The sequence below is a fragment of the Streptomyces sp. I05A-00742 genome (genome assembly GCF_013055795.1).
Lineage (GTDB): Bacteria > Actinomycetota > Actinomycetes > Streptomycetales > Streptomycetaceae > Streptomyces.
This window is the reverse complement of sequence record NZ_JABETO010000002.1, coordinates 60,336-73,381: the sequence shown is the minus strand read 5'-3', so window position 1 is coordinate 73,381 and position 13,046 is coordinate 60,336. Positions and strand designations below refer to the sequence as shown.

At 75.2% G+C, this 13,046-nt stretch carries 12 protein-coding genes; 8 read left to right on the top strand and 4 right to left on the bottom strand.

The annotated features are described in order from the left end of the window. Window positions 1–57: 57 nt before the first annotated feature. Both HN013_RS02360 and HN013_RS02355 read right to left on the bottom strand, forming a co-directional pair. A complete protein-coding gene (locus tag HN013_RS02360; RefSeq protein ID WP_171162390.1) occupies window positions 58–1,671 on the bottom strand; it encodes an alpha/beta hydrolase in 1,614 nt (537 codons plus the stop codon). A gap of 140 nt (window positions 1,672–1,811) precedes the next feature. Next, on the bottom strand, window positions 1,812–2,591 hold the full coding sequence (locus tag HN013_RS02355; RefSeq protein WP_171162388.1) for a TIGR04222 domain-containing membrane protein: 780 nt from the start codon (window positions 2,589–2,591) through the stop codon (window positions 1,812–1,814). Window positions 2,592–2,754: 163 nt separating this feature from the next. On the opposite strand from HN013_RS02355, the gene HN013_RS02350 reads away from it, so the two are divergent. From HN013_RS02350 to HN013_RS02330, 6 genes are all read left to right on the top strand, one after another. Continuing rightward, window positions 2,755–3,462 carry a nuclease-related domain-containing protein gene (locus HN013_RS02350; RefSeq protein ID WP_171162386.1) on the top strand — a complete coding sequence of 236 codons (708 nt, stop codon included), beginning with the start codon at window positions 2,755–2,757 and terminating at the stop codon, window positions 3,460–3,462. Between the two features lie 794 nt (window positions 3,463–4,256). Then, the gene (locus HN013_RS02345) at window positions 4,257–5,438 is read left to right on the top strand and encodes an EfeM/EfeO family lipoprotein (protein WP_171162384.1); all 1,182 of its coding nucleotides are present in this window, start codon (window positions 4,257–4,259) and stop codon (window positions 5,436–5,438) included. A 238-nt stretch (window positions 5,439–5,676) separates the two neighbouring features. Beyond that, the gene (locus tag HN013_RS02340; RefSeq protein ID WP_398978213.1) at window positions 5,677–6,882 is read left to right on the top strand and encodes a Dyp-type peroxidase; all 1,206 of its coding nucleotides are present in this window, start codon (window positions 5,677–5,679) and stop codon (window positions 6,880–6,882) included. Further along, window positions 6,792–6,983 carry a hypothetical protein gene (locus tag HN013_RS34075; protein ID WP_398978052.1) on the top strand — a complete coding sequence of 64 codons (192 nt, stop codon included), beginning with the start codon at window positions 6,792–6,794 and terminating at the stop codon, window positions 6,981–6,983. Before HN013_RS02340 ends, HN013_RS34075 begins: the two co-directional genes overlap by 91 nt. Next, window positions 6,980–8,788: a phospholipase C gene (locus HN013_RS02335; RefSeq protein WP_171162382.1), complete on the top strand. Its 1,809-nt coding sequence runs from the start codon at window positions 6,980–6,982 to the stop codon at window positions 8,786–8,788. Before HN013_RS34075 ends, HN013_RS02335 begins: the two co-directional genes overlap by 4 nt. Before the next feature lie 177 nt (window positions 8,789–8,965). Further along, window positions 8,966–9,838, top strand: a complete 873-nt coding sequence (locus tag HN013_RS02330) for a hypothetical protein (protein WP_171162380.1) — start codon at window positions 8,966–8,968, stop codon at window positions 9,836–9,838. A gap of 21 nt (window positions 9,839–9,859) precedes the next feature. Here HN013_RS02330 and HN013_RS02325 read toward each other — a convergent pair whose 3' ends face one another. Together HN013_RS02325 and HN013_RS02320 are read right to left on the bottom strand one after the other, a co-directional pair. After that, window positions 9,860–10,108 (bottom strand): BlaI/MecI/CopY family transcriptional regulator, encoded by a 249-nt coding sequence (locus tag HN013_RS02325; RefSeq protein ID WP_171162378.1) that lies wholly within the window; start codon window positions 10,106–10,108, stop codon window positions 9,860–9,862. A 427-nt stretch (window positions 10,109–10,535) separates the two neighbouring features. Continuing rightward, window positions 10,536–11,264, bottom strand: coding sequence for a peptidyl-tRNA hydrolase (locus tag HN013_RS02320; protein WP_171162376.1), 729 nt, complete (start codon window positions 11,262–11,264; stop codon window positions 10,536–10,538). Window positions 11,265–11,339: 75 nt separating this feature from the next. Between HN013_RS02320 and HN013_RS02315 the strand changes: the two genes are divergently transcribed. Both HN013_RS02315 and HN013_RS02310 read left to right on the top strand, forming a co-directional pair. Then, window positions 11,340–12,191 carry an ABC transporter ATP-binding protein gene (locus tag HN013_RS02315; protein ID WP_312018473.1) on the top strand — a complete coding sequence of 284 codons (852 nt, stop codon included), beginning with the start codon at window positions 11,340–11,342 and terminating at the stop codon, window positions 12,189–12,191. Then, entirely contained in the window at window positions 12,188–12,853 is a 666-nt protein-coding gene (locus HN013_RS02310) for an ABC transporter (protein WP_171162371.1), read from the top strand. The genes HN013_RS02315 and HN013_RS02310 overlap by 4 nt, the downstream gene beginning before the upstream one ends. Window positions 12,854–13,046 lie beyond the last annotated feature (193 nt).

Here is a 13,046-nt window from a genome sequence, read left to right as displayed (position 1 = left end):
GAAACGCCGGACGGGCCGGTCTCCCGGCCCGTCCGCGTGCTTCCCGCGGGTGCGCGCTCAGCTCGCCCGCGGCTCCGGGCGCCCCGCGCACGTGGTGCGCCGGCTCGGAAGCACCCCTGTGAGCAGGTACTTCTCGAAGTAGCCGTTGACGCAGGCGTTCGGCCCGCCCCCGATCCCGTGCGTGCCCGCGCCCCGCTCGGTGACCAGCGCCGCCGAGCCCCGCAGCCGGCGCAGCAGTTCCAGGGCCCCCGAGTACGGGGTGGCCGCGTCCCGTTCGGCGGCCAGCAGCAGGACCGGCGGGAGGGCCTTGCGGGCCGTGCCGACGTCGAGCGGGCGCTGCCGGGGCACCTTCCAGTAGGCGCACGGCAGGTTCATGAAGGCGTTGCTCCACGTCTCGAAGGGCGCCCGCCGGGCGAGGTGGTCGTTGTCCCGCTCCCACCGCGACCAGGAGCGCGGCCAGGGCGCGTCGTTGCACTCGACGGCCGTGTAGACGGCGTTGCCGTTCTCGGCGGCCGGCGCCCCGGCCGCACTGGGCGAGGCGAGCGCGACCAGCGGCCGTTCGTCGCCGCGCAGGTAGGCGCTGAGCGCCCGCGCCCCGGACGCCCAGGCGCTGTCGGTGTAACCGGCCTTGACGAACACGCCCTGGAGCTGACCGGGCCCGACCTTGCCGCCGGCCGCCCGGCGGCCCAGCCGCTCGACGGCCTTGTGGTACGAGGCCAGCACCTCGCGCTCGGTGCGGCCCAGGTGGTACACCGCGTGGTGCCGGGCCGCCCAGCGGCGCCAGTCGTACCAGCGGCGTTCGAACGCGGCGGACTGGTCGAGGTTGTTCCGGTACCAGATCTTCTGCGGGGACGGGTTGACGACGCTGTCGAAGACCATCCGCCGGACGTGCCCGGGGAAGAGCGTCGCGTAGACGGCGCCGAAGTACGTGCCGTACGACGCCCCGACGAAGTTGAGCCGCTGCTCGCCGAGGGCGGCGCGCAGCACGTCGAGGTCGCGGGCGTTGTTGCGGCTGGTGAAGTGCTTCAGGTCGGGGCCCGACCTGCGGAGGCAGCCCTGCGCGTACGCCTTCGCCCTGGCGATCTGCCGCTTCTTGTAGGCGGCGGTGGGGTGTTCGGGCGCCTCGCTCGGGCCCCGGCCGTAGCCGGCCGGGTCCGCGCAGGACAGCGGCGCGGAACGGCCGACGCCGCGTGGCGCGTAGCCGATGAAGTCGTACGCCTCGGCGAGCTTGCGCCACTGCGACAGCCCGGCCAGCAGGGGGAAGATCATGCCGGAGCCGCCGGGACCGCCCGGGTTGAAGACCAGGGCACCCTGCCGCACGGAGCGGCTGCCGAGGGCGTGGCCCCGGCTGACGGTGAGGCTGATGTGTTTGCCGTTGGGGCGGGCGTAGTCCACCGGGACGGAGAACGTGCCGCACTCCACCGGCGCGGGCAGGCCCTCGGCGGCCGGGCAGGCGCCGAACGCGATGCCCTTGGCCGCGGCCCGTTCGGCGGCCAGGACCACGCCGCGGGCCTCGGCGGGGCTGTCGGGGTTTCCGGGGATTCCCGGGGTTCCGGGGACGAGCGCCCCGGTGCCATGGGCGGCGGCCGGGGCGGAGGCGGTGGCGGTGAGACCGGTGAGGCCGGTGAGGAGGAGGGATCCGACGGTTCCGTAGAGGGCGACTGCGCGCACTGGCGTCCCTTCGTGTCTATTTGTGACAAAAGGGATATTTGATTGACGGCCCGGCGAAGTAAAGGACCCGGCCCCGATGTCGGCCGCGTTGTGCCCGAAGAGGTGGCGGTGGAACAGCCCTTCGGCGCCCGGCGGCGGCCTCAGTAGCGGTGGGCTGCCAGCGTCTCGGCGAGGGCGGCGCGCAGTTCTGGGTCGCGCAGGGCGCGGCGGCCCCGGACGGCGAGCGTGGTCAGCAGGCCCTGCTCGTCCCGGGCGCCGGCCGGGTGGACGACTGGCGCGTGGTCCAGCAGGGCCCGGCCGGCGGGGGAGGCCCAGTGCGTCTCCGGGTTCACCTCGTAGTGGGCGATCGCCAGGCATCCGCCCGTCAGCACCAGCGGCAGGACGAGCCAGCCGACGGCCTGCCCGAACGCCGCGCCGTCCGGCAGGGTCAGCAGGGTGGCCGCCGCGGTCAGCACCGACAGCGCGCAGGCCGCCCGGACCTGCCGGACCGCCGCGGACACCTCCCGGCGGACCTGCGCGGGCACCGCCAGGCCGGCCGTCGTGAGCCGGTCGGCGAGGGTGCGCACCGCGTCGGCAGCGCCGTGGGCGACACGGATCTGCGGGACGGGGGACTGGCCCCCGGGGCCTATCGCCGTGATCACCGAGCGTTCGACCTCGTCCCGGCCGACCGGGTCGACGACCGTCGCCCACCCCGTACGGGCCAGCAGCAGCCGCCGCTGGCGGGCCATCGAGACCAGTGTGAGGTCCGTTACCCGGTGCGGGCCGCCGCTCAGGAACGCCGTCTCGTACAGCGTCAGCACATCTATCCCGGCGGCGGCCGGGCTCAGCCGGGGACGGGCGGCGGCCACCGCGGCGGAGCACAGCCGGGCACAGGCGGCGACGGCGACGGCACAGGTGACGATCAGCAGGACGACCCACATACGGGTGTTCTACTCGACGGGCCGCCCCGTGCGCACCTCCGTTCCCGGAATCCGTCACCCGCTGTTCCGGAGCGCCGAGTCCTTCGGAACAGCGGGTGACGATCGGCTGGACCCGGGCCGGAGCCCGTCCCGCTGCGGCAAGATGGCGGGTGGGGGTGATGGCGTGCGCGAGCGGCCGGGATCGGGACCGGGAACGGGAGCCAAGAGCGGAGCCGTCGGGAAGAGGTACGACCCGGACCGGCTGTTCCTGCCGCCCGACGACGACCTCGCCCCCAACCGCCCCGGTGAGACCCTCCGCGCCCGGCTCGACGCGTCCCCCTCCGGCCGCGGCACCCTCCTGCTGGCCCGGCTGCTGGGCCGCCGTCCCGTGGAGGACCGCTGGCGCAGGGCCCTGGCCGCCGAACAGCTCGTCGGCGCCGCCCTGGACGCCCTGGCCCCCGGCGGCTGGGAGGTCGTGCACTCCGTCCTGCTGCCCGGCGACGCCGTCGTCCCGCACCTGCTCATCGGGCCCGGCGGCGTCTTCTCCGTCCTCGTCGAACCGACCCGCCGGGCCCCGGCCCGCGTGGACGGCGCCCTGATCCGCGTCGCCGGTGAGCGACACCCCCGCCCCACCGTCCGCCACGCCCGCCAGAGCGCGGCCCGCGCCTCCCTCGCCCTCACCCGCGGCTGCGGCTTCCCGGTTCCGGTGGGTCCTGTGGTGGTCCTGGTCGGTGCCGCGGACGTGGATGTCACGGATGCCCCGGAGGATGTCCGGGTTCTGATGGAGCATCAGGTTCCGGGGCTGGGGGCGCTTGGGGGAGCGCTTCACCCCGACCGTGTGGACCGTGTCCATACGGTGGCGCGTGACCGCCGCCTCTGGCTGCGTTGCTGAGCGGTCATCGGCGGGGACGTGGACGCTGGGGCCGGGGGCCTTCGGTGGCGCGCTTCACTGTGGACGCGTGCCCCGTGGCAGGACGGTCGGCGGCGACCGCCGCCTTCGACTCCGCTGCTGAGTTGGGGTCGGCGGGATGGGACGTCGGGGTCGGGACCGAGTTCACGGGGTGGTCTGTGACCGTCACCTCTGACTGCGCTGCTGAGCTGCGGTCGGTGGGGGTGTGACGCCGGGGGTGAGTCCTGGGTGGCGTGCTGCGTCCGCCGGGTGGGGTGTGTCCGGGTGGTGGCGCGTGGCCGTCGTCTCCGGCTGCGTTGCCGAGCGGTCATCGGCGAGGACTCGGACGCTGGGCCAGGGGTCTTCGGCGGCGCGCTTCATCTGGACGCGTGCCCCGTGGCCGGACGGTCGGCGGCGACCGCCGCCTCCGGCTGCGCTGCTGGGCCCGCGGTCGGCGGGATGCGGGGCCGCGGTTGAGTCCATGGCGGCGCGCTGTACCCGCCGGGTGGGCCATGCCCACGCGGTGACCCCGGGCCGCCAGCCCCTCCGGCTCCGCCGCCGGTTCGCTGTCGGTGCGGGTGCGGACGGACGGGTGAAGTCCGGGCGGCGCGCTCTCCGCGCGGCCGGGTGGCGCCGCTCGTGGCGTGGAGCGCTGCCTACGATGGCGGCTCGCGAGACGGTGGCGCCCGGACGGGCCCGTGGATCCGGGAGGCGCGGTGGGTGTGGTGGGCCGGTGCGGGGGAGTGCCCCTGGACCGGCCCTTCGCGGTCCCCGGGCGTGCGGGGTGCGGGATTCGCGTGACGTCCCGTCGGGCGGTCCTCGGTGCCGGTGCTCTCTCGCTCGTCCTCTGCGCGTGCGGTGCGGCGTCCCGGCAGCCGGTGGCCGGTCCGGACGCCGCCGGGGAGCCCGCCGCCGTCACCGTCGACGTCTCGCCGGGCGGCTGCGGGCGGGGGTGGGCGTCGGGGCGGGCCGGGGTCCGGACGTTCGCGGTGCGCAACACCGCCGCCGGGCCCGTGGAGGCCCGGCTCCAGGAGGCCAGGACCGGGGCGGTCCTCGGTGAGGTGGAGGGTGTCGCCCCCGGTACCGCCCGGCAGTTGACGGCGAGGATCGGCGCCGGCACGTACACCTTCGTCTGCCTGCCCGACGACGGCGACCCCGGTACCGGGCCCGTCGTCCGGGTCACCGGGCGCGGCGTGTCCGGGCCCGCCGTCGTCCCCGTCACCCGCGGCGAGCTGATCCCGGCCGCCCTCGCCTACCAGCGGTGGGCCGGACGCGAACTCCGCGGCGTGGACGGGGCGGTCCGCCGGCTGCGGGACGAGGTCGACGCCGGCCGGTGGGAGCGCGCCAGGGCCGCCTGGCTCGTCGCCCACCTCCGCTATCTGCGCCTGGGCGCCGCCTACGGCGCCTTCGGCGACCTGGGCGAGGCCGTCGACCGGACCGCGGCCGGCCTGCCAGCCGGCCTCCGCGACCCGCGCTTCACCGGCTTCCACCGCGTGGAGCACGGCCTGTGGCACGGCGAACGCGGACCCGCCCTGCGTGCTGCCGCCCACCGCCTCGCCGCCGACGTCCGCGCCCTGCGCGACGACTGGGGCGTGCGGGGCGCCCGTATGGACCCCGCCGAGCTCGGTCGGCGGGCCCACGAGGTCGTCGAGGACGCCCTCCTGCGCGACCTCACCGACCGTACCGACCACGGCAGCGGCACCTCCCTCGCCGCCGCCCGCGCCCGGCTCGACGGCGCCCGCCGGGCCCTCGCCCCGCTGCGCCCCCTGCTCCGCGCCCGCCACATCGACACCACGGCCCTCGACCGCCGCCTCGACCGCGCCCGGCACACCCTGGACCGCCATCACCGGGGCGCCGGCTGGACCCCGCTCGCCCGGCTCGGCCGCGCCGACCGGGAGGCGGTCGACGCCCGGTTCGGCGACCTGGCCGAGCGGCTGGCGTCGGTGGCGGCGGTGTGCGACGTGAGGAGGGTGCCGTGATCACCGTGACCAGTGTGATCTCCGGGAGACTGCCGTGACCGCCGTCCGCCGCCGTCGCTTCCTGGGCGGTGCCGTCGTCGGCGCGGCGTGCGCCGTGGCGGGACCGGCCGCCGCGCGGCACGGCACCCGAGTGCCCTTCCACGACGCGCGGCAGCGGGCCGTCCTGACGCCGCCCGCCCGCTGCACCGCCTTCACGGCCTTCGACGNGGGCGGTGCCGTCGTCGGCGCGGCGTGCGCCGTGGCGGGACCGGCCGCCGCGCGGCACGGCACCCGAGTGCCCTTCCACGACGCGCGGCAGCGGGCCGTCCTGACGCCGCCCGCCCGCTGCACCGCCTTCACGGCCTTCGACGTCACCGCCGAGAACCCGGCCGAACTCACCGATCTGCTGCGGACGGTCACCGAACGGGCCCGCCTCCTCACCACCGGCGGCACCCCGCCGCCCACGGGCATCACCGCGCCGCCCGCGGACTCCGGCCTCCTGGGGCCCCGCGTACCGGCGGAGGACGCCGTCCGCGTCACCGTCTCCGTCGGGGCCTCGCTCTTCGACGGCCGGTACGGACTGGCCGGCCGTGCGCCGCGCAGGCTGCGGCCCATGCCGGTGTTCCCCGACGACGACCTCGACCCGGCCTGGTGCCACGGCGACCTCGCCGTCCAGTTCTGCGCCGACAGCCCGGACACGGTCCTGCACGCCCTGCGCGACCTCGCGCGGCACACCCGGGGAGCGATGCAGATCCGCTGGCGCCTCAACGGTTTCACCGGCCCGCCCCGCCCCTCCGGCACCCCCCGCAACCTCTTCGGCTTCAAGGACGGCACCGCCAACCCCGACCCGGCCGACGCCCGGCTGATGGACCGTCTGGTGTGGACGGGACCGGGGACGGGACCGGGACCGGACGAGCCCGGATGGGCGGCCGGGGGGACGTACCAGGTCGTCCGCCTGATCCGGATGCACGTCGAGTTCTGGGACCGCGTCACGCTGACCGAGCAGGAACGGCTCCTCGGCCGCGCCCGCGACACCGGCGCACCGCTCGACGGCGAGCGGGAGGACGACGTCCCGCGGTACGCGCACGACCCCGAGGGCGAGGTGATCCCCCTGGACAGCCACATCCGCGCGGCCGACCCGCGCACCCCGGGCACCCGCGGACAGCGCCTGCTGCGCCGCTCGTACAGCTACGACCGGGGGACGCGGACCGACGGCGACCTCGATGTGGGCATGCTCTTCTGCTGCTACCAGCGGGACCCCGTACGGCAGTTCACCGCCGTGCAGCGGCGGCTGGCGGGCGAACCGCTCACCGACTACGTGACGCCGTTCGGCGGCGGCNGGGGACGCGGACCGACGGCGACCTCGATGTGGGCATGCTCTTCTGCTGCTACCAGCGGGACCCCGTACGGCAGTTCACCGCCGTGCAGCGGCGGCTGGCGGGCGAACCGCTCACCGACTACGTGACGCCGTTCGGCGGCGGCTGGTTCTTCGTGCTCCCCGGAGTGCGCGACCGCGCCGACTGGTTCGGGCGCGCGATGACGAGCGAAAGGCGGACCCCGGCATGACCCGCAGCGGCAGACGCGCCCGGACGACGGTGGCGGCCCTCGCCGCCGTGGCCGCCCTGGGCGCCACCGCCCCGGCGAAGGCCCCCGGGGCCGGCCCGGGCACCCCCGCCACGGCGACCCCCGTCGAACACCTGGTGGTCGTCTTCGGCGAGAACGTCTCCTTCGACCACTACTTCGCCACCTACCCGCGGGCCGCGAACACCGACGGGACGCGCTTCGTCCCGGCCCGCGGCACCCCCCGGGACATCGACAACCTCCGCACGGCGGGGCTGCTGACGCGCAACCCCAACCGGTACCCGCCCCGCCGCCTCGGCCCCGCGCAGGCCCTGACCTGCGACCAGAACCACTCCTACGGGCCCGAGCAGTACGCCGCCGACGGGGGCAGGGCCGACCGGTACGTCGAGCACACCGACTCCGGGCGGTGCTCGGGGCGCCTCTACGGCGAACCCGGGCTCGTCATGGACCACTACGACGGCAACACGGTCACCGCGCTGTGGAACTACGCCCAGCACTACGCCCTGAACGACCGGTCCTTCGGCACGACGTACGGCCCCTCCACCCCCGGCGCGGTCAACCTCGTCTCCGGGCAGACCCACGGGGTGGTCTCCACCGACCCCGCCTCCGGCAGCGAGCGGCCCCGGCAGACCCGTACGCCCGACCCGCGCGTGGTGACGGCCCCCGACGCCCATGGCGTGGGCACGCTCCTCACCGATCCGCACCCCGCCCACGACGACTGCTCGGGCGCGGACCGGACGAGCCGGAGTTCACTCGCCGCCCTCCGGGGCCGGAACATCGGTGACCTGCTGAACGCCCGGAAGGTCAGCTGGGGCTGGTTCCAGGGCGGCTTCCGGCCGAGCACCCCCTGGAACGGACGGCCGGGCCACCACGCGCGCTGCTCCGGCACCACGCACACCAACTCCGGCGGCGCGGAGGTGATCGACTACATCCCGCACCACGAGCCTTTCCAGTACTACCGCTCCACGGCCAACCCGCACCACCTGCCACCCGCCTCCCTCGCCGAGATCGGGCACGCGGGGCAGGCCAACCACCAGTACGACCTGGCCGACTTCGACGCCGTCCTGCGCACCGGCCGCCTCCCGGCGGTCAGTTTCCTCAAGGCCCCCGCCCACCAGGACGGGCACGCCGGCTACTCCGGGCCGCTCGACGAACAGCGGTTCCTGGTCACCTGGATCAACCGGATCCAGAGCGCGCCGCAGTGGAAGCACACGGCCGTCGTCCTCGCCTACGACGACTCCGACGGCTGGTACGACCACGCCTGGGCCCGGCCGCTGAACGGCTCGGGCCTCCGGGACAAGGGCCGCGGCGGCCTCCCCCTCGACGCCCCGGCCTGCCGGTCGGGCCCCGCGCCGGCCGGCCGCCACCAGGGCCGCTGCGGCCCCGGTCCCCGGCTGCCGCTGCTGGTGATCTCCCCCTACAGCAAGGTGAACGCGGTCGACCACACGCCCACCGAACAGACCTCCGTCCTCCGGTTCATCGAGGACAACTGGCACACCGGCCGCATCGGCGGCACCTCCTTCGACGCCCGCGCCGGCTCCCTGCTCAACCTCTTCGACTTCCGGCACCCGAACGGCAGGCGGGTGCTTCTCAACCCCGACGGTTCCGTGCGCTCGGCCGGGCGGATCCCGCGCTCCGTGCCGGTGGCCGAGGCCGCCACCGTGGACGCGCGGTACGTGGCCGCGGTCCGGCACACCGGGACGTCCGGGCCGCCGCGGTGGGCCCACGTCGTGGCGGCGGGGGCGGTCGTCGCGGCGGTGGTGGCGGTGCGGAGGATGCGGAAGCGGTAGGGACCGGGACGGCGACGGAGGCCGGATTCCGGGAAAATCAGGCACCGTTGTCAGACCCCCGCACTATCGTGCGAGGGTCGAAAACGAATGAGTCGTTTTCCGGGGGCGGGAAGAATTTCAGGGGTGGGGAAGCAGTTGTCCGGTTTTATGTCAGTAAATCGCCGCACAAGGGTGTCGTTGTCCGTTTCCGTTGTCGCTCTGCTCGGGGGAGCAGTCGCCTGCGGCCAGGAGACCGGAGACCGGAAGTCGGGCGGGGACTCGCCGGTGCGGGCCGTGCGGGCGGCGTACGAGAAGACGTCCGCCGCGAAGGCCGCGAAGGTCCACATGACCATGTCGGTGCCCAAGTCCGTCGACCCCAAGGACGGCGGGGACACGACGGGGGACGGGATCATGACCTGGGACGGGTCGTCCTCGTCGATGGACGTCACGATGCGCGTCCCGGAGCGCAGACGCATGATCGTCATCGGTACCGCCTTCTACGGGGAGATGCGGCCGGACGAGATGACGGACGCACCGCCGGAGATGCGCGGCAGGAAGTGGATGAAGCTGGACCTCGGAGGCCTGGCGAGCGAGCTCGGCAAGGAGCGCGGCCCGGAGGTCAGGAAGCAGATGGCCGCCGGTCTGGACGACTGGAACCAGAGCCCCGACCAGCAGATGGCCCTGCTGCTCTCCTCGTCCGACCTCCAGCATGTCGGCGAGGAGAAGGTCAACGGCGTGCGGACCCAGCACTACCGGGGCACGCTGACGCCGAAGCAGATGCTCGAAAGCAGGAAGGCGGTCCGGCTCCTCGACCAGAAGGACCGGGAGAAGGCCTACAAGAAGATGAAGCAGCAGGGGCTGGAAGGGTGCGGGACGGACGTCTGGGTGGGTGACGGCGACCTTCCGGTCCGGATGAAGGTCGAGATGAAGACCCCGAAGGGCACCGTCACGACGTCATCGGACTTCACGGACTACAGCACCCGCCACCGGGTGACCGCGCCACCGGCCAAGGAGACCGTGGACTTCGCGCGCATGCTCAAGGACGCGATGGAGAAGGCGCGGCGCGGCTGAACCGCGGGCGGGCGGAGCGGGTCAGCGGACGGCCGCGTAGGCGTACGACAATCCCTGGCGGGTCCGGGTCAGGACGCGCTTGCCGTGCAGCCGCCGCAGGATCGTCACCACCGTGCAGTAGGTGAACGCGCCCGGCAGCTCGTCCTGCACCTCGCGCGGGGTCAACGGGCCGTCGGCCCGTTGCAGCGCCGCGAGGACCTCGCACTCCAGCGCGCCGCTCGCGCTGCGGCGCCCGCGGCGCACCGCGGTGGCAGGTGTGCCCGCTCCCATGTCCTCGGTTCCTCCGGTGTCCGGCGTGACACGTCCGGCGGACGGGGTTCGTCCGTCCGGCATGGTTCGGCTGTCCGACGTGGTTCGTCGGGTCCGACAGACGAGTGTAAGGGTCCGGCGGGGGAAGCGGCCGGTCCTCGGGGGAACGCGGTCGGGAACGGTCGCGCGGTGCGGGGTTCGTCAGCCTGCTGCCGGCCGGGTGCGCGGGGCGCGGGCGCCCCGTGCGACCCGGTCACCACAGCTCGGCGCGCACCCGTCGGCCTCCCGCCATGGCGTGGACAGGAGCGGACAGGAGGAGAGCAGGAGGAGAGAGAGCCTTGCCCCCTTCGAGGTGGCGTCATGGGACTCTTCGGTGATCGCCCTGGCCGTCCTCATCGCTGTGAGCGGTCTGCTCACCCGCTGCGTGACGCAGCGGGCCGCGGCCCGCCTACGGCCGGCGGTCGCGCAGCGCGGGGTGGTCGGCGACGACCGTGCACGAGCCGGGGGCGATCTCCGTGAATCCGGCATCGCGGACGACCGGCAGTCCGCTCGTCGTCAGCTCGGCCCAGCGGGCGGGGTCCGCGGTGCGCACGGACAGGGCGAAGCCGTCCTCGCGCCAGGCCTTGCGGGCGGTGTCGTCCAGTTCCCACCACGTCAGGTGGGCGCCGTGACCGGCCTGGGCCATGGCCTTGCCGGCGGACATGTCCAGGGCCGGGTTGAGCCACAGCACCGGGCGGTCCGGGGCGGCCGGCGCGGGGGCGGCGGGGTCGTCGAGGTCGGTGCCGGAGACCTGGAGCTTCGCCAGCTCCTTGGGCCAGCCGTCGAGCGGCACCGGCGGGAAGACGCGTACCTCGGCCGAGCCGCCCGTGACCGTGATCCCCGGCAGGCCGGTGGCCTTGCGCCACTCGGCGCCGCGGGCCCGGCGGACGACCTTGCGGATCCGGGCGTCCTGCCAGCCCTGCACGGCCCGGGCCCACTCCCCGTCGCCGTCGGGCCCGGTGAGCGAGCGCTCGTCGGACAGCAGGACGAGCACCGCGCGCGCCGCCGTCTCCAGGGCGTCCGTACGGGCCGGCGGGTCGGTCTTCTCGATCCGCACCACCAGGGGCAGGACGAACTGCCGCGCGTTGTCGCGCGGGTCGGAGGAATCGGCGGGGATACCGGTTTCGGAGCTGGTCACGCGCCCAGTCTGCCAGCCGTCACCGGGAGGCCCGAGGCCGCTATGGTGATCGCGGGGACGGGGAAGGGGGATTCTGTGGAACTCCGGGACGTGGGCCGCCGGTACGGTGTGCGCGGCCGGTGGGTGCTGAGGAACGTCGATCTGCGGGTGCGGCGGGGCACGCTGCTGAGGGTCGAGGGCGGCAACGGCAGCGGGAAGTCCACCCTGCTGCGGCTGCTGGCCGGCATCGACGCCCCCAGCACCGGACGGATCACCGGCCGGCCCCGCACCGCGTACGTGCCCGAGCGGTTCCCCGCGGCGCTGCCGCTCACCGCCCTCGGCTACCTCACCCGGCTCGGCCGCGTCCACGGGCTCGGCCGGCGCGCGGCCGACCGCGCCGCCCGCGACTGGCTCGAACGCTTCGGCGCCGACGGGCACGCCCACACCCCGATGCCGGAACTCTCCAAGGGCACGAGCCAGAAGGTCGCCGTGGCCCAGGGGCTGCTCGGCCGCCCGGACCTGCTCGTCCTCGACGAGGCGTGGACCGGCCTCGACCGCGACTCCCGCGCGGTCCTCGACCGGGCCGTCCTCGACCGCGTCGCCGACGGCGCCACCGTCGTCTTCGTCGACCACGATCCCCGGCGGCTGGCCGGCGCCTGCCACGCGGTCCATCGCGTCGCGGCGGGACGGCTCGTCCCGGTGTCCCTCGGCGCGGAGGCCGTGCCCCTGTCGCCCGGACCGCGTGTTCGCGTGGAGGCGGAGGGTGCCTCCCCGCTGCCGGAGCTCCTGCCCGGCGAACCGGTCCGCGAGGCGCTCGGCGGCGCCGTCCGGTTCACCGTGGCCGCGCGGGACTCCGACGCCCTGCTCCGCGCCCTGCTCACCGCCGTGCCGCCGTGGCATGTCCGCTCGGTGACCCCCGTGCCCGCTCCGGAGGACCCGCCCCGATGACCGCGCTCCTGCGCTATCAGACCGTTCTGCTGCTGCGCTCGCACCGCTGGCTCCCGCCGCTGCTGCTGTACGCCGTCCTCCTGACGATCGGGGTGCGCGCCGGGGAGCCCGTCCTCGGCTCCTTCGGCCTCGCCGCGGGTGTGCTGCTGCCGGTGGCCGCCTGGCTGGTGCGGGTGTGCGTCACCAACGAGCCGGACGCCGCCCGGGACTGCGCCGCCGCCGCGGCCGGGCCCTGGCGCGTCCATCTCGCGGGCGTGCTGACCGCGCTGTCGGCGTCGCTCGTCCTCGCGGCGGCCGGTACCGCGGTCGTGGCGCTGATCTCCGATCCGCACAGCAGCGACCGGCGGACGGCCGTGCCGCTCGCGTCCGCCGCAGGGGCCGGGTTTCTGGCCGCCGTGAGCTGTGCGCTGCTCGGTACGGCCGTCGGTGCGCTCTGCAACCGGCCGTTGCTGCGCAGCACCGTCCGGTCGGTGCCGGCCACTGTGCTGGCCGTCTTTCTGGTGCTGCTTCCCGGGGGGTCGCCCGCTCATGCGGCTGTGACCGAGCTGGTCACCGGCTCCCGCAGTGGGACGGTTACCTGGCTGCTGCTGCCGCTTGCCGTGGCGGCTGTGTTCGCGGCGGGGGCCACGGCGGTGGCCTGTGCCTTGAGCTCCCGGCGGTAGGGCGCCCGGCGCTGCGGGTGCGGTGTATTGCCACGGCCGAGCCGGGCCGGGTATTCGCCCGGCACCGCGGCACTGTGGCGCGGCGTGGTGGGAGATGCCCCGGCCCCTCCCCCAGAGGGGGCACCCCCATTTCACCGTTTCTTGCAGGGGCTGCGCCCCCGCACCCCCTGAGCGCGCCTGCGGCGCGCGTCCT

Coding starts and splice junctions, on each gene's coding strand:
- HN013_RS02325 (WP_171162378.1), bottom strand. CDS start 10,108: ATGGGAGCGGGCACACCTGCCACCGCGGTGCGCCGCGGGCGCCGCAGC.
- HN013_RS34075 (WP_398978052.1), top strand. CDS start 6,792: ATGCTCTTCTGCTGCTACCAGCGGGACCCCGTACGGCAGTTCACCGCC.
- HN013_RS02310 (WP_171162371.1), top strand. CDS start 12,188: ATGACCGCGCTCCTGCGCTATCAGACCGTTCTGCTGCTGCGCTCGCAC.
- HN013_RS02355 (WP_171162388.1), bottom strand. CDS start 2,591: ATGTGGGTCGTCCTGCTGATCGTCACCTGTGCCGTCGCCGTCGCCGCC.
- HN013_RS02335 (WP_171162382.1), top strand. CDS start 6,980: ATGACCCGCAGCGGCAGACGCGCCCGGACGACGGTGGCGGCCCTCGCC.